At 45.4% G+C, this 15,008-nt stretch carries 14 protein-coding genes; 7 read left to right on the top strand and 7 right to left on the bottom strand.

Annotated elements, in window-relative coordinates; all coding sequences use genetic code 11:
• Positions 1-79 precede the first annotated feature (79 nt).
• Positions 80-724 (top strand): uracil phosphoribosyltransferase, encoded by a 645-nt coding sequence (upp, locus tag KOD92_RS18890; RefSeq protein ID WP_215235141.1) that lies wholly within the window; start codon positions 80-82, stop codon positions 722-724.
• A 5-nt stretch (positions 725-729) separates the two neighbouring features.
• On the opposite strand, the gene KOD92_RS18885 is transcribed toward upp, so the two are convergent.
• Complete coding sequence (locus KOD92_RS18885; RefSeq protein WP_215235140.1) at positions 730-3,804, bottom strand: carboxypeptidase-like regulatory domain-containing protein; 3,075 nt, start codon at positions 3,802-3,804, stop codon at positions 730-732.
• Between the two features lie 261 nt (positions 3,805-4,065).
• Here KOD92_RS18885 and KOD92_RS18880 point away from each other — a divergent pair, with 261 nt between their 5' ends.
• From KOD92_RS18880 to KOD92_RS27750, 3 genes are all read left to right on the top strand, one after another.
• Complete coding sequence (locus KOD92_RS18880) at positions 4,066-5,133, top strand: mannose-1-phosphate guanylyltransferase (protein WP_215235220.1); 1,068 nt, start codon at positions 4,066-4,068, stop codon at positions 5,131-5,133.
• A 96-nt stretch (positions 5,134-5,229) separates the two neighbouring features.
• Positions 5,230-5,511 (top strand): hypothetical protein, encoded by a 282-nt coding sequence (locus tag KOD92_RS18875; RefSeq protein WP_215235139.1) that lies wholly within the window; start codon positions 5,230-5,232, stop codon positions 5,509-5,511.
• The gene (locus KOD92_RS27750) at positions 5,457-5,738 is read left to right on the top strand and encodes a type II toxin-antitoxin system RelE/ParE family toxin (RefSeq protein WP_215235138.1); all 282 of its coding nucleotides are present in this window, start codon (positions 5,457-5,459) and stop codon (positions 5,736-5,738) included. Before KOD92_RS18875 ends, KOD92_RS27750 begins: the two co-directional genes overlap by 55 nt.
• Here KOD92_RS27750 and recF read toward each other — a convergent pair whose 3' ends face one another.
• Complete coding sequence (gene recF / locus KOD92_RS18865) at positions 5,739-6,836, bottom strand: DNA replication/repair protein RecF (RefSeq protein WP_215235137.1); 1,098 nt, start codon at positions 6,834-6,836, stop codon at positions 5,739-5,741.
• 126 nt (positions 6,837-6,962) lie between these two features.
• Between recF and pdhA the strand changes: the two genes are divergently transcribed.
• The gene (pdhA, locus tag KOD92_RS18860; RefSeq protein ID WP_215235136.1) at positions 6,963-7,994 is read left to right on the top strand and encodes a pyruvate dehydrogenase (acetyl-transferring) E1 component subunit alpha; all 1,032 of its coding nucleotides are present in this window, start codon (positions 6,963-6,965) and stop codon (positions 7,992-7,994) included.
• Positions 7,995-8,132: 138 nt separating this feature from the next.
• The gene (gene tatC / locus KOD92_RS18855; protein ID WP_215235135.1) at positions 8,133-9,008 is read left to right on the top strand and encodes a twin-arginine translocase subunit TatC; all 876 of its coding nucleotides are present in this window, start codon (positions 8,133-8,135) and stop codon (positions 9,006-9,008) included.
• A gap of 3 nt (positions 9,009-9,011) precedes the next feature.
• Here tatC and KOD92_RS18850 read toward each other — a convergent pair whose 3' ends face one another.
• From KOD92_RS18850 to KOD92_RS18830, 5 genes are all read right to left on the bottom strand, one after another.
• Positions 9,012-10,109, bottom strand: a complete 1,098-nt coding sequence (locus KOD92_RS18850; protein WP_215235134.1) for a PLP-dependent aminotransferase family protein — start codon at positions 10,107-10,109, stop codon at positions 9,012-9,014.
• A gap of 5 nt (positions 10,110-10,114) precedes the next feature.
• On the bottom strand, positions 10,115-11,137 hold the full coding sequence (locus KOD92_RS18845) for a dipeptide epimerase (protein WP_215235133.1): 1,023 nt from the start codon (positions 11,135-11,137) through the stop codon (positions 10,115-10,117).
• A gap of 26 nt (positions 11,138-11,163) precedes the next feature.
• On the bottom strand, positions 11,164-12,039 hold the full coding sequence (locus KOD92_RS18840) for an NAD kinase (RefSeq protein WP_215235132.1): 876 nt from the start codon (positions 12,037-12,039) through the stop codon (positions 11,164-11,166).
• A gap of 90 nt (positions 12,040-12,129) precedes the next feature.
• Positions 12,130-12,801, bottom strand: coding sequence for a CBS domain-containing protein (locus tag KOD92_RS18835; RefSeq protein WP_215235131.1), 672 nt, complete (start codon positions 12,799-12,801; stop codon positions 12,130-12,132).
• 85 nt (positions 12,802-12,886) lie between these two features.
• Entirely contained in the window at positions 12,887-13,660 is a 774-nt protein-coding gene (locus KOD92_RS18830; RefSeq protein ID WP_215235130.1) for an alpha/beta fold hydrolase, read from the bottom strand.
• A 443-nt stretch (positions 13,661-14,103) separates the two neighbouring features.
• Here KOD92_RS18830 and KOD92_RS18825 point away from each other — a divergent pair, with 443 nt between their 5' ends.
• Positions 14,104-15,006, top strand: coding sequence for an alpha/beta hydrolase (locus KOD92_RS18825; protein ID WP_215235129.1), 903 nt, complete (start codon positions 14,104-14,106; stop codon positions 15,004-15,006).
• Positions 15,007-15,008: the final 2 nt, after the last annotated feature.

The following is a 15,008-nucleotide window of genomic DNA, read 5'->3' as shown; positions in this document are numbered from 1 at the left end:
ATTTTTAGAATTATACTTCCAAATTACGTCAATGAATTTGTATTATCTTGCATGGAGCAGCTGAAAAACTAACGATCCTATGTTTTTATTGACCCAGAAACCTTCCATTGCCGATCACTATCTGGCCGAATTGAGAGATGTAAATATTCAGAAAGACCGGATGAGATTCAGGCGGAATATGGAGCGGATGGGGGAGCTGCTTGCTTACGAATTATCGAAAACGCTCACATTCAGGCCAGCCAAAGTGGAAACACCGCTAGGTACAGCGCCTTCGCGATCCTTATTACAGCCCATCGTTCTGGCGACGATCCTGCGTGCCGGCGTTCCGATGCACCAGGGGTTTCTCAATATATTCGATAGTGCCGACAATGCATTTATCGGTGCGTACCGGGGACACCATATTAATGAGGAAGAGGAGTTTGAGGTTGAAATGGACTATATCACCAGCCCGGATCTCACTGGAAAAATACTTATCCTGATTGATCCTATGCTGGCTACCGGGCGGTCGATGGAAAAAGTTTACCACGCATTACTTCGCTTCGGTATTCCTTCGCAAACGCATATTGCCTCTGTAATAGCGAGCCCGGAAGGTGTGGAATTTTTACAAAACAGAATGCCGCAATGCAGGCTCTGGCTCGGTGCTGTCGATCAGAAGCTCAATGAACAATATTATATAGTCCCCGGGCTCGGCGACGCCGGGGACCTTGCTTACGGAGAAAAGTAAACGTACTAGTTTAGCAGTTCATCAAAAGTGATGCTCACATAATAAGTAGAACCGATATTCGGGCTTCCGTACGCTTGAATGTATGATTTTCCAAAAAGATTGGTCGCGCCTACTTTAATGATCGATTTGATCGGCGCGGCCTTGTAACTCACCTGCGCATCGAGATTATTAATCGCCGGAACCCGGGTGTTAGAGAATATCGGGACGCCGGTAGTAGTCGGTAAAATGAAACTCGATTCCCACAAAAATGCCTGCTGATACCGGTACACTACATTAAAACCAAATGTACTGCTACTCGTAATCCTTTTCCCAAAACTCAGATTATAGCGGTATTTGGGCGTATTGAACTGCGAATATTGCACTTCCGGCGACGGTTCGAAATTTCTGAGCTCGTTATTTGCCACGTTACCACCTACATTAAAACCCTTGGGTAATGCGTAGTTCAAACCAAGTGCGAAGCCTGTCGTAGTAATCGTTTCTGTCGTATTCACTACTCTCGAATATCCATTGAAATTCCCGACACCAATTCCCGATTCAATAGGCAGCCCAGGTGCCGCCGCCGCAGTAGGAACCACGATCACAGCCCCGCCAATCAGGTTTTTGTATTGGCTGACATAATAATAGGCGTCGATGAACAGCTTTTTCGCGATCACTCCTTTATAGCCGATTTCGTAAGAGGCAATGCGCTCGGGCGCCAGTTTCCTTGGTTTGTATTTGGGCAATTTTTCCAATGCGTAGGCTTGTGCCAGGGTAGGGACGAGGCCCGGAACCTGCGCCGCCAATATGCCGGGAAGCTGCGAAGAAAGCACGCCCGGAAGTGCACCGTTCACCCCATTCGTAACCGCAGCTTGAATTGCAGCCGGCTCGTTCGGGATCTGGCCGGCGGCGACCGCCTGGTTCACCGCTGCTGTCACCTGCGCAGTGACAGCCTGCGTAATAGCCGCGGTAGCCTGCTGGGTCACTACTGCTTTTGCATAAGTTGTGGCCTTCTCGATAATAGTTGGGTCGCTGTTAATTACCTGTAATATTGCCTGTGGGGATAAATTCTGCCGCAAGATTCCATTTGAAAGGCCGTAACGGGAGTCAAACTCAGGCAGGCCGCCTATTAATGTTCCGGCCGGAGTTCTCAGGTCGATATACTGGTTTTGGGTTGTGGGAATGCGGAAGCCGGTTTGATAGGAAAGCCGGATGTGGTTGTCGCCAAACGAAGTTACTGCCGAAACCCTTGGTGTGAACTGGCCTGCGAAATTTTCATTTTTATCATAGCGGATCGAGCCGGTCAGTTTCAGGTGATTGGAAAGCAAATTTTTACCTGCCTGCACAAACGCGCCCCATTCATTAATAGGAATAGTACCCGAGCGGCCTTCCTTTTGGTCGGCGAATAAAGTACCTGCCGAGCGCAGCTGATATTGCCTGAAATTTGCGCCGGCCAGCACTTCCACCACCTTTATCTGGTTTTTAAAATTGTAAAATCCTTCTGCGTGGTAAAGGTTGGTTTTATCTGCAAAACCGCCCCCACCGTTTACAATCGGCATATTTCTATATTTATCCAAAAGCTGCGTAAATGCGGCTGAACCAGGCTGTGGCATATTTGCGTCCGCAGTTTGTCGCGCCAGCAGGTGAGATTCGGCCTCGGCGGTACCAGCCGCGCGGGCCGTAGCGAACGCACCCACATATTGACCAAACCAAACATTATTCGGCTTAAAATCGGAAAGCATACCAACTGCTGCCAGCCCGGATAAGTAAGATTTACCCGAACGTTCCTGGGTTGTGTAGGCGCGCACTGTAAAATTATCGCCGCGCAGTTCCAGCTTCGCCTGCATTAAATTGAAATCTCGTAGCGCGTAGCGGCCGGTTGCGGTATATACCGTAGTTCCGTATCCGTAATTCACCTGCGCCACTGCCTCCATCTTCTCATTAATCCGGTAATGCACGGCTGCATTCGCCTTAAAGCTCTTCGTTTTATAATCCACCAGATCTTTTTCCAGGTAACCGGTGCGGCTCACAAAAGTGTTGGGCACCAGCGAAACAGCGCCTTGTGGAATACTTCCCGCCGTTGCAAGCGACTGGGCTACTGCATTGATATTCGTCTGAATTTCATCTCCATATACATTCACCCCATCGTAATCAAGCGCAGTACCAGCGCCGCGGGCCGGATCCGCGTTTCCGCCCACATTGAGATTGGAATAGTTGGTCGCCTCCCAGTCCTGCGCGCGGATAAAGGATACGCTCGTTTTAAATGCAATTTTGTTGTTAAATGCTTTGGCATAGCGGATTGTAGCATCTACGAAGGGTGTCGTAGCTTTCGATCTGTGCTCTTCATGCATGATTCCGCTCTTTACACTCGCACTTAATCCCTGGTATAAAAACGGGCTTTTGCTATTAAGTAAGATCAATCCGTTTACTGCATTGGGCCCGTACAAAGCGGAAGCTGCGCCCGGCAATACTTCCACACTTTCAACATCAAGTTCGGGAATACCGATAATATTGTCGAGCGGAAAATTGAGTCCCGGTGCCTGATTGTCCATTCCATCGATCATCTGGACTGTTCGGGGGTTACCCGTGCTGCCGAACCCGCGCATATTGATAGATTTAAACAAAAATCCCTGCGTGGCCATATCGATACCTTTCAGGTTATTCAAGCCGTCGTAGAAATTTGCAGAAGGTGTGTCGCGCATATCGCGGAGGGTCATTTTTTCGATCGCTACGGGTGATTGCATCACGGATTCTTCCACGCGGGAGGCAGATACGACCACTTCTTCGCCAAGGGTTACCTGCTCCACCATTTTGATATCCAGATTCGTCTGGCCGGAAGTGACATTGATCTCCTGCGTTTGAAAACCGACGGAAGAAATCGTTAGAGTGAGCGGCGGATTTGAGGTTGTATTTAAATTAAATTTTCCCTGATTGTCTGTGATCGTGCCGGTTACCTTTCCTCTGATCTGAATGCTGATTCCCGCCAGCGGCTCACCAGTCGAGGATTCGGTAACCTTACCCTGCAAGGTAATCTGACCAAAGGCGTTGGAAGTCAGATAGATAAAGAGCAGTAAAGTTTTTAGAACAGTAAAGTTTTTCGTCATAGTGGGAGTTATTTTAAATGTGCGCTGTTTTTAGTTTAATGTACAAGTTTTTCTTGGAATGTTTTAATAAATATTAGTAAAAAAACTGTTGTTACTATTAAACATTAAATTTGTGATTTGCATGAAAATCTGCTGCTTAAACCTGTAAACGCGCCTTCTGCTAATTTTGAAGATGTTTTTGACTTTCCGGGCCGGGCATACTGGTCGTTTATCACTAGTTTTGAAGAGCTTTACTTAACGCTTATACAAATCGCTTTTATAATGCAGGATACTTATGTGATTATCATGGCCGGCGGAGTAGGAACCAGATTCTGGCCTTTCAGTCGGACCGATTTCCCGAAACAATTTCATGATGTGCTGGGCACCGGCCAGACGCTTTTGCAGCAGACGGTGGAAAGGTTTAATGGTGTTTGCCCGATAGAAAACGTATATATTGTTACAAGTCAGGAATATAAAGAACTTGTCAAAGAGCAGATTCCTACGCTGACCGACGATCAGATATTGCTGGAACCAAACAGGCGTAATACTGCGCCCTGCATTGCTTACGCTTGCTACAAGATCGCGGCCCGCAACCCGAATGCCAATGTTGTAGTAGCGCCAGCCGACCATATCATATTAAAGGAAGATAATTTCAAAGACACGATCAGAGTGGCACTGGGAGCGACGCGGAATGAAGATATCCTGGTTACACTTGGAATTCAGCCGACGCGCCCTGATACCGGCTACGGCTACATTCAATATATCCCCGACAAGCTGACGGTAAAAAAAGTGAAATCATTTACCGAAAAACCACATTTAGAGCTTGCATTGCAATTTTTGGATAGTGGTGATTTCGTTTGGAATGCCGGGATTTTCGTCTGGAATATCAATGCATTCAAAAAGGCGCTCGTTGAATTTCAGCCAGAGATCGCGGATATTTTTGGAGGAGGAAATAATCACTATTACCTGGAAACGGAAGATTCATTCGTGCAGCGGGCTTACGCACATTGCGGCAGCATTTCCATCGACAATGCGATTATGGAAAAAGCTGATAACGTGCACGTTGTACTAAGTAACTTCGGCTGGTCCGACCTCGGAACTTGGAAGTCGCTTTATGAAGTTTCGGAAAAAGATGAAAATGAAAACGTAACCGACGGAAATCTGTTACTATATAATACAACCAACTCAATCATCAAAACACCAAAAGACAAACTGGTAGTAATCAGTGGTTTGGACGGTTATATCGTCGCCGAATATGACGGCGTTCTGATGATCTGCAAGAAAGACGAAGAGCAGAAAGTGAAAGAGTTCGTAGCGCAGGCGAAGGAGTTGAGTCCGAAGTACGTTTAGTATGCAAGAGTTTACCGTTAGAAAAATGCCAGGCTCTAAGTCTGGCATTTTTGTTTTTATACAGTTAACTTTATAATACACTGTCAAAGCTAGGATATGTCAACATCAGAACTTAGAGCGGAAGCGATTCGGATCGTTAAAGAAATTGACGAAGACAGAATGGAAGATCTGTTGAAGATGCTCAATAGTTTAGTAGAACAGCAAAATGCGGAATCGATCGAGATAGATCCTGCCGAACTCAACCGGCTCTTAACAGAATCTTTAAAACAAGCTCAACAAGGAAATTTAATCCCGAATGAACAAGTACTTAAAGAAGGCAAAGAGTGGCTTACGAAATTAAATGGACGGCAGATGCAAGGAGTGACTACATCGAAATAATCTCCTATTTATATGATCAATGGGGATTTGAATCAGCGGATTATTTTACTGACAAACTCAAATTTCAGCTGGATTTGCTGAGTGACTATCCATTCATGGGTAAAAGGCATCGAACGTTTAGTTCTGTTCATGAATTTGTTCTGGGAAAGCATCAAACGCTGTGCTATACCGTTTTTGACAATACGGTTGTATTGATGAATATCCGCGACAATAGGCGCTTAAAATAATTAGCCAGGCCTCACCTTCTCAATCTCAAAAAACCTTACATCAGCCTTAACATTTTCCAATATCTTTTGGGAGCGTTCGGGGCGGGCGTCGGTGATGAAAACCTGGCCCAGGAAACCGGTATCGATTAATTCAATCAGTTTCTGAATGCGATGGTCATCGAGCTTGTCGAAGATATCATCTAGTAGAAGGATTGGCGTTTTCCCTTTTTCTTCCTTCAATAACTCAAATTGTGCCAGCTTCAATGCGATCAGAAAGGACTTTTGCTGTCCCTGCGAGCCGAATTTTTTGAGCGTAACTTCATCAATTTCAAATACATACTCATCTTTGTGAATCCCCTTGCCGGTGCGTTGTGCATGTAAGTCGCGGCTGCGGTTTTTTCTGAATTCTGCTGCGAAATCCGGACTGGCTACTTCGCTTTCGTAGATCACATCGACCTGTTCTTTTCCGCTACTTAAAAACGCATAGTATTTCTGGAACAAAGGCAGGAAACGCTGCATAAACGCATTTCGGTGCTCGTAAATGCGCTGGGAAAGTACGATCAGCGGCTCATTATAAGTTTCGAGCAGATCTTCGTCAAGATAATTTCGTTCGGCAAAAAGTTTTAACAGTCCATTCCGGTTGTTAAGGATCTTGTTGTATTTCAAAAAATCGTCGAGATAACCCGGCGCAGCCTGTGATAAAACGCCATCAAAAAACCGTCGCCGCTCTTCACTTCCTTCACGGATCACGTCAGTATCGTCGGGCGCGATCAGTACCAATGGGAAAAGGCCGATATGGTCGCTCAGTCGCTCGTAGTTTTTCTTGTCGGCCATAAAAACCTTACGCTGACCACGTTGAAAACTACAAGTGATCTGAGTATGTCGCTGGCGGTCACTAAAAATACCGTCGATCACGAAAAAATCGAAGTTGTGGCGAATGCCGAGTGCGTCCTGATTGTGGAATGCACTTTTGGTAAGGGTCAGAAAATAGATCGCATCGAGCAGATTCGTTTTCCCGCTGCCATTCTCCCCAACCAGACAGTTCACATGTTCACCGAATGTAAAGGCTTTCTCCTCATAACTTTTAAAGTATGTAAGGTGGAGCTTTTCTAGCCACATGAACTTCTTTGTTATTTAGTTTATGCTTATTTTCGCAAATCATTGCGTGAGTACGGCAAAAAACAGACTCTGTTCAAACCATAACATTAAGACAAAGTTCTGTCTTTATAAACGAGAACCAAATACATGGCCACCGTTACTGAAAAAAAGAAATCTTCTGCCCCAAAAAAATTACAGCATTCAAAAGAGCGTTATTTGTTCTGGTTCGAGAACATGCTTTTGCAGCGTCGTTTTGAAGAAAAAGCGGGCCAGCTGTATGGTCAGCAAAAAATCCGTGGTTTTTGCCATTTGTATATAGGTCAGGAAGCGTGTTCTTCCGGGGCTGTAACTGCGCTTAAAGAGGGTGATAAATACATTACTGCTTACCGTGATCATGGTATTCCGCTGGCACTGGGCACTTCGCCTAATGCAATTATGGCTGAGCTTTACGGAAAAAAGACAGGAACAACCAAAGGTAAGGGTGGTTCTATGCACATTTTCGATAAGGAAAAAGGCTTTGTAGGTGGTCACGGGATCGTAGGTGCTCAGATTCCTCTGGGAGCAGGTATTGCGTTCGCTGAGAAATACAATAAGACAGATAACCTTTGCATTTGCTACTTCGGTGACGGTGCAATTCGTCAGGGTGCATTCCACGAGGCGCTGAATATGGCGATGAGCTGGAAACTGCCTGTGATTTTTGTGGTTGAAAACAATGGATATGCGATGGGAACTTCGGTAGCCCGGTCATCCAATGTAACTGAACTGTATACGCTGGGCGAAGCTTACGATATTCCTTCTGAGCCTGTCGATGGAATGAGCGTGGAAGCTATTCACGAATCTGTTTCCCGCGCTGCTGAACGTGCACGCAAAGGTGACGGACCAACATTCCTTGAATTCCGCACGTATCGTTACCGCGGTCACTCGATGTCGGATCCTCAGAAATATCGTTCGAAAGAAGAAGTTGAAGAGTACAAACACAGAGATCCGATCGAGCAGATCCGCTCGGTGATTACTTCAAACAACTTCGCGACTGAGGAGGAATTAGAAGAAATTGACAAAAAAGTAAAAGAAATAGTAGCACAATCTGTTCAGTTTGCCGAGGAATCAGAATTCCCGGATCCTAAGGAAGCTTACACAGATGTATATGTCGAGACAGATTACCCATTTATAATGGACTGATCTGACCAGAAAAATTTGTTAGAAAAACCCGCCGGAATACTTCGACGGGTTTTTTAGGTAATTTTAGCTTTTGGGAAGCAAGTATGATCCTGTTTTTGGTTTTTTACGTAGATAGAATTTTAGTAATAGTTTAAAAATATGCCCTTGGACCAGGATTTTGAGAAAGAAGAGGAAGAAGAAGGCCAGGAGATGTCTTTTATCGGGCATCTTGAAGAATTAAGGTGGCACGTAATCCGTGCGGTAGGTTCAATTCTTGTTTTTGCCATTCTCGCATTTATTTACATCAAAGAAATCTACCACTACGTAATTATTGCCCCGTCACGACCAGATTTCTGGACTTACAGGATGTTATGTAAACTGGGGGATGCAGTTGGTTATGAGGAGCTTTGTGTAAAAGCTTTGAATTTCAAACTTCAGGTGATCGGAATGGGCGACTCGTTTACGATGAGTATGACATCTGCCGTAATTGCCGGTTTGATCTTCGCTTTTCCTTATGCATTTTGGGAAATATGGCGGTTTATCAAACCCGGCCTGAAACCAGCGGAACGGCGCTCTGCCCGCGGAGCTGTCTTTTATGTGACATTTCTGTTTTTCTCCGGGGTGCTTTTTGGTTATTACGTGGTTAGCCCCCTGGCAATCAACTTTTTAGCGAATTATACACTTGATGAATCGATTATCAACGAATTCAGTCTTGCCTCGTATATTTCGCTTGTTGCCACGCTGACACTTGCCTGCGGAATTGCATTTCAGTTACCAATTGTAGTGTTTGTTCTGGCAAAAGTTGGCGTGCTGACTCCCGTTTTTATGCGCGAATACAGGAAGCATTCATTTATTGTGATCCTGATAGTAGCCGCGGTTATTACGCCTTCTCCTGATATTTACAGCCAGGTACTGGTTGCGATACCATTATTTGTATTGTACGAAGTAAGTATCATCGTAGCCGCAAGAGTGGAGCGTGAGAAATTACGTGAAGAGAAGCGTTTGGCTTCGCTGGGAGGTAATCCGGAATTCTGATAATCAGGAAATGAAACGTTTGCAGACCTCGGCTAACCAGTCGAGGTCTTCTTTTTGATGCGCCGCGCTGATCGCAATGCGGGTAACCGGCTGGTCGCTTGGTAGGGGATAGGAAAAGCAGGAAGCCATAATGCCGCTTTCAAGCAAAAAATCGAACAATGCGGGGTTAACGTTATAGAGAACGGGATAGTTGGGAATTGTGACGAAGTGATTTTCTACATTTTGAAGCTGCTTGTTGAAGTGGCTGACATTTTGAATCAGCTCCGCGCTTGACTTAGCATAGCAACCAGTTTCCAGCATTTTATTAAATGCGAATATATAGGCAGGTGCCGAAGGCGACGCACCTGCAAAAAGTGGTGACTTGCTCAACAGGTCTATGATCTTCCTTTCTCCCCAAATCACGCCCGCAGGTATTCCCAGAGCTTTATTTAAAGAAGAAACAAAAATGAGCCGGTCGCCAAGCGAATTCTCAAACTGCCCGGCAATTCCAGTACCGTTTTCTCCTGAAACACCCAGACAATGCGACTGGTCAATAATAAACCGGCAGCTGTCAGGCTGGATGATTTTATTGAAAATTGAAAAGTCAAACTGCTCTACCAGCGGCGAACCGATCGCATCGGAGCAGATTATATGCTGCGTACCAGAGATATCCGCATTGATTTTGGTCACGGTAGCCGCTGCCCACTCGTTCCATTCAAGGGTGTTGGGCTGATAGTCAGTACCCCAGATCGCCGGGTGGACTTTTGGTGCGTAGTGATAAATAATGCGATCGGGCTTATCAATTTGATGGATTATGGAATCGATTTCCAGCATAAGCAGCTGGCCGGCAAGCATTCCGGACGAAATCAGCAACGCGGATTCAGCAGTCTGCCAGTTGGTAAATCTTTCCTCTGCTTCGCTGTAAATACTGAGTCTGAGACTTCCGTTTCTTGAACTGCCGAAATGCGTTCCGTAGTTTTCAAAACCTTCTTTCAGGAACGATTGAAAGTCGAGGTTGTAGGCCATTCCGAGATAGTCTGTGCCGCTGAACCACAGGTATTCCTTTCCGTCCAGTGTTCGTACAGTCCGGCCGGGAAGTTTATTTGTCAGGAATGTAGTCACTTATTTCAGTGCGAAGAAGATTTCAGGATTGCGCCGCTTCCATTTCTTTCAGGGAAAATAACCTTTCCAAAATCAAAAGTAACTCCCTCGGCAGGATCATTTTTGATCAGCAGCGAACCGTCCATATCCACATAATCAAGAAGAGGGAGGAGGTGCGCAATAGAAGAAATACCTACGCTCGTTTCAGTCATGCAGCCGACCATTGTTTTCATTCCCAGAGATTTAGCCTCCGAGATCATTCGCCTGGCAGCAGTAGGCCCGCCGCATTTGGTCAGCTTTATATTAACGCCGTGGAATAGCCCGTGGCAGTTTTTTACATCTTTTTCAACAATACAACTTTCGTCGGCGATGACAGGCAATGCACTTTCTGAGAATACCCTTTTCATTCCCTCCCGATCATCGGCAGGAAGAGGCTGCTCAATAAACTCGACGCCCAGCTCTTTTAGTTTTGGTGCAAAAGAAATGGTCTGTTCAGCCGACCAGGCGCAGTTTGCATCAACACGGAATATAGCCTCGGTATTTTTTCTTAATTCCTGCACAATGCGCAGATCGTCAGCGGTACCCAGCTTGATCTTGTAAATCGGCCACGGCAGCTCCTGCATTTTAGAAACCATTTTTTCAACGGTATCAATGCCGATCGTGAAGTTGGTGAGGGGGATATTTTGCAGGGCAAGTCCCCAGTTTTCGTAGAGTTTCTTGTTATTCTTTTTGGCAAAATAATCATGAGCAGCTTCGTCCAATGCGCATTGCGCAAATGGATTGGAGCTTAATGCAGTGTGCGCAAGATCCCAAAGTTCCTCAGCGGATTGATAATTCCCTTTTTCCACTATAGCCCGAACACCTTCGAGCGCCGCGATCATATTATCGATCGTTATCCCGTAATAGGGATTGGCAGTAGCCTCTCCGAGTCCGGTCAGATCTCCCTCCACAAGTTGCACTACCAGCGTTTGCTGAATATCGCGGGAATCGTGGGCAATGGTGAAGGTATGTTTTAAATGCAGGTCGAAAGTGTGGTACAGTAACTTCATTGAGAAAGCTATTGAAGGATTGGTGATCAGTTGCGCATGTCGAGGCCCCAGGAAAGTTTGCTCCTTAATGTATTCAAAAAACTGTCATCTTTCATTTTGATCAGTTTTGCGGTGAAATCGGCTTTTTTTACGGTAAGCTGCGTATTCTCATCCACGATGGTCGACCGCGCGTCCAGCGAAACCAGAAAGTTGTTGCTCCGGCTCTTCACTTCCAGCCTGATCACGGCGGTATCTTCCACGATCAATGGACGTACATTCAGATTATGCGGACTGATTGGGGTAATGATAAAGTTCTGGGAATGAGGCATTAACACAGGCCCGCCGCAGCTCAGCGAATAGCCGGTTGAGCCGGTAGGTGTCGAAACGATGAGACCGTCGGCCCAGTACGAATTCAGAAATTCGTGATTGAGATACGTATGTACAGTGATCATGGAGGAAGTATCGGTTTTAGTGATCGTAAAATCATTTAAACCGAAATTCAAGCCATCGAAAAGATCCAGATTGGATTCGATCGCTACTAATGTACGCTCGTCGACCCGGAATTCGTTCGTTTCCAGCGCAGTGATCATATCTGCAATTCGTTCGGGAGGAACGGTAGCCAGGAAGCCTAGCCTGCCGGTATTGATGCCCACCGCCGGAATTACCCTTCTGCCCACGTGGGACACGGTTTCAAGCAACGTACCATCTCCGCCCATACTCACGATCAGCTTCGCATCGAACAGTTCCTCAGGCCGCTCATAAACCAGCTCCGAGTAATGCTGAATACCGATCTGGTCGAGAAAAACACGAAATTGCTTGGAGAGTTGTACTTCAATTTTCCGTTGCTTCAGTTCATTGAACATATTCTCAATAAACGGACGTGCGGACTCATTAAAGTTGCGTCCATGAATGGCTATTTTCATGAAGAAAGTAGTAATACAGATGGTTCCTTCCGAAAGATAAGCGACAAACGGGCGGTTTCAAAAGCAGGATTGTAATTAGCCAGTGAACGGCTACGTAGCGAGGTATCTCAAAAGCATATCCAGACGCTCCTGGTCGAAGCTCTCGATCGGGTCGTTGGCGTGTGCTTCTTCAATATCGTACCCAAATCGTTCCAGTGTCGCGATAATGGGGGTAATATTCGTGCGGTTGAGCTTGAGAGTAAGCCGCGCTTCGTTTGTAGGATCGTACACTTCCCCTGACGAATAATAGCTGCTCAGGATTTTGGTACCATTGGATTCGATCAGGCGGCTGATCTCGGAAAGAGAATAACTCCTTTCAGCAATTTTCAGAACAAGTACCGCGCCTTTTTCCTGCACACCCAGCTCGTTTACGAAATGTTCGATCAGATCGTTGGCCAGAATACTTCCTGCAAAAGTGCGGTCGTCGTGCAAAACGGGGATAATGCGCAGCCCGAACTGATTGACAAGCCGTAGCAATTCGTAAGGATGCTGGTCTTCGGAAGCGAAAATATCCTTGTGCTGAATAATGATGCGGGCAAGAATCTCCGAAGTATCGTGGATTTCAAAAAGAATATCTTCGGAAACAATACCCTCATAAATGCCCATATCGGCAACGATCAGCTGCTTAACACCAAATTCGTCCATCCAGTCCAATGCAGTACTCACCGAATCAGTCGGTTTAAGTACGGGAATCATTGGATTTATGAGAGAAATGGCAAGCATATATTCGGAACGTCGTTTTTCGAATCTATAAAAAAACTATATATCTATCAACTTTCGCACCTAAAGAAATTCTGCGGCCGGGGGTCTATGCAACCTGCACGGATACTTGTTTCTCAAGGAAGCTCTCTAGGATAACGTTAAATTCTCCGGGATGTTCCATCATCGGTGCATGACAGCATTTATCAATGAAATAAAGCTCCGAGTTGGCGATCAGGCGATTGAACTCATACCCTACGTGAGGCGGAGTAATGGTATCATTTAACCCCCAAACCAGAAGTGTAGGTACCTGAATCTCATGCAGATCTTTGGCCAGATTATGTCGCTGCGCAGATTTTGCAATACCAACAATGCTCATGCATTTGGGAATGCTGGAAGTTGTCTCAAAAACTTCATCTACCAGGTCTTTCGTAGCTACTGCTGGGTCATAAAAAGTGTAAGCAACCCGTTCCTTGATATAATCGTAGCTTCCGCGTTTCGGGAAAGAGCCTCCCATTGAGTTTTCAAATAGGCCTGAACTTCCTGTCAAAACGAGCTTGTTGACGTTACTTTGGTTTTTGAGTGTGTAAAGAAGCCCGATATGCCCGCCCAGCGAGTTGCCGATCACCGTCACATTTGTCAGGTTCTTGAATTCTACAAAATCTTCCAGGAACAGCAGCAAGGCATCCAGTCCCGCTTCTCGCGGAGGCAGCTCGTAGATTGGGAGCAGTGGAATAATAACCCTGTAACGATCGGAGAAATGATCAATAATACCATCCCAGTTACTCAATGCACCGAAAAGTCCATGCAAAAGCAAAAACGTTTCGCCTTTCCCTTCATCGATAAACTGAAACCTGCCTTCTGCATGTATTGGGTATTTCATTCTGTTGTGGATTGTCGATTATGAAACTCGTAACGCAAAAAATAGTTGTGAGTACTAATTATCACTTAAGAAAGAAAGTAATGAATGATTTGGTTACTCTACAAAACTACTTATTTTTTCAATTCGTTCAGTGTGTAAAGTAACATAGCCAAATTGATATTCTTGTAAATATTATATTAATATAATAATAAGCCGACAATTGGCATTGATAGATACAATTTCGCCGGAAACCTTTTGCCACTCGCATCTGAACTGAGAGGTATATTCCGGCTTTTAAAGCCTTCACTCTGTATTCTGCTCAGCCAACAAAGCAAAAGTCTGCAAAATTGTAGTAATAGCATTACATCAACGGAAAGTTACTTATAAATAACCTTGAATCGCATTAGAAAAATATTAAAAAGACTATGATTCCTATTACAAAATCACGCTTTACAACAGTATCAATGAGAAGCCTTTTGTTTGCTCTGATCTTACTTTCAACAGTTCTACCGGCGGCGCGGGCGCAAAAAGAAATGCCTCTTTATCCCGGTAAGATCCCCAATGCGACCAATGCGCCGGATCAGGAAACGATCAAGGATTTTATAGTAAGAAATGTCTCCAAGCCGACGATCAAAGTCTTTTTACCAGATCCTGCTATTGCAAACGGGACGGCAGTAATTGTTTGTCCGGGAGGTGGTTATGGCGTGCTGGTGATCGACCGGGAAGGGTATCAGGTTGCCAAAGAACTCAACAAAATCGGAGTAGCTGCAATTGTTTTAAAATATCGATTGCCTTCCGACGAAATTATGAAGGATAAGTCCATCGGCCCGTTGCAGGACGCGCAGCAGGCTATTAAAACTGTACGCGAAAATGCGGCGGAATGGAAAGTTGACCCGAAAAAGATCGGAATTATGGGTTTCTCGGCGGGCGGGCACCTTGCTGCAACTGCCGGTACGCATTATGACAGCAGTTTTATAGATAATCCAAAAAAGACAAGTCTGCGCCCGGATTTCATGATATTGGTGTATCCGGTGATCAGCTTTCTTGAAAAAATTGGTCACAAAGGTTCGGCCGCCAACTTACTGGGCCAGTCTCCGACAATGGAGAAAGTAAGATATTTTTCCAACGACTTGCAGGTGAAAAACACTACTCCGCCGACATACCTCACCCACGCCGGCGACGATACCGTGGTTCCTATTTCAAATAGTATTCAGTTTTATGAAGCATTGAATGCCAAAGGTATTCCGTCCGATCTGCACATTTATTCCAAAGGAGAACACGGGTATTTGCAAGTCCCAACTTTCGAAGAATGGTTTGGAAGGTGCAAGCACTGGATGCAAACGAATGGAATTCTACCTCAGAAATAATA

Source organism: Dyadobacter linearis, assembly GCF_907165045.1.
Classification (GTDB): domain Bacteria; phylum Bacteroidota; class Bacteroidia; order Cytophagales; family Spirosomataceae; genus Dyadobacter; species Dyadobacter linearis.
The sequence above is the reverse complement of the archived record's forward strand: the minus strand, read 5'-3'. Positions and strand labels throughout refer to the sequence as shown.

Bases quoted from the DNA above. Each gene is read 5' to 3' on its own strand.
- KOD92_RS18835 (WP_215235131.1), bottom strand. From the start codon at position 12,801: ATGCTTGCCATTTCTCTCATAAATCCAATGATTCCCGTACTTAAACCG.
- pdhA (WP_215235136.1), top strand. From the start codon at position 6,963: ATGGCCACCGTTACTGAAAAAAAGAAATCTTCTGCCCCAAAAAAATTA.
- KOD92_RS18885 (WP_215235140.1), bottom strand. From the start codon at position 3,804: ATGACGAAAAACTTTACTGTTCTAAAAACTTTACTGCTCTTTATCTAT.
- KOD92_RS18830 (WP_215235130.1), bottom strand. From the start codon at position 13,660: ATGAAATACCCAATACATGCAGAAGGCAGGTTTCAGTTTATCGATGAA.
- KOD92_RS18825 (WP_215235129.1), top strand. From the start codon at position 14,104: ATGAGAAGCCTTTTGTTTGCTCTGATCTTACTTTCAACAGTTCTACCG.
- KOD92_RS18880 (WP_215235220.1), top strand. From the start codon at position 4,066: ATGCAGGATACTTATGTGATTATCATGGCCGGCGGAGTAGGAACCAGA.
- KOD92_RS18875 (WP_215235139.1), top strand. From the start codon at position 5,230: ATGTCAACATCAGAACTTAGAGCGGAAGCGATTCGGATCGTTAAAGAA.
- tatC (WP_215235135.1), top strand. From the start codon at position 8,133: ATGCCCTTGGACCAGGATTTTGAGAAAGAAGAGGAAGAAGAAGGCCAG.
- KOD92_RS18840 (WP_215235132.1), bottom strand. From the start codon at position 12,039: ATGAAAATAGCCATTCATGGACGCAACTTTAATGAGTCCGCACGTCCG.
- upp (WP_215235141.1), top strand. From the start codon at position 80: ATGTTTTTATTGACCCAGAAACCTTCCATTGCCGATCACTATCTGGCC.
- recF (WP_215235137.1), bottom strand. From the start codon at position 6,836: ATGTGGCTAGAAAAGCTCCACCTTACATACTTTAAAAGTTATGAGGAG.
- KOD92_RS18845 (WP_215235133.1), bottom strand. From the start codon at position 11,137: ATGAAGTTACTGTACCACACTTTCGACCTGCATTTAAAACATACCTTC.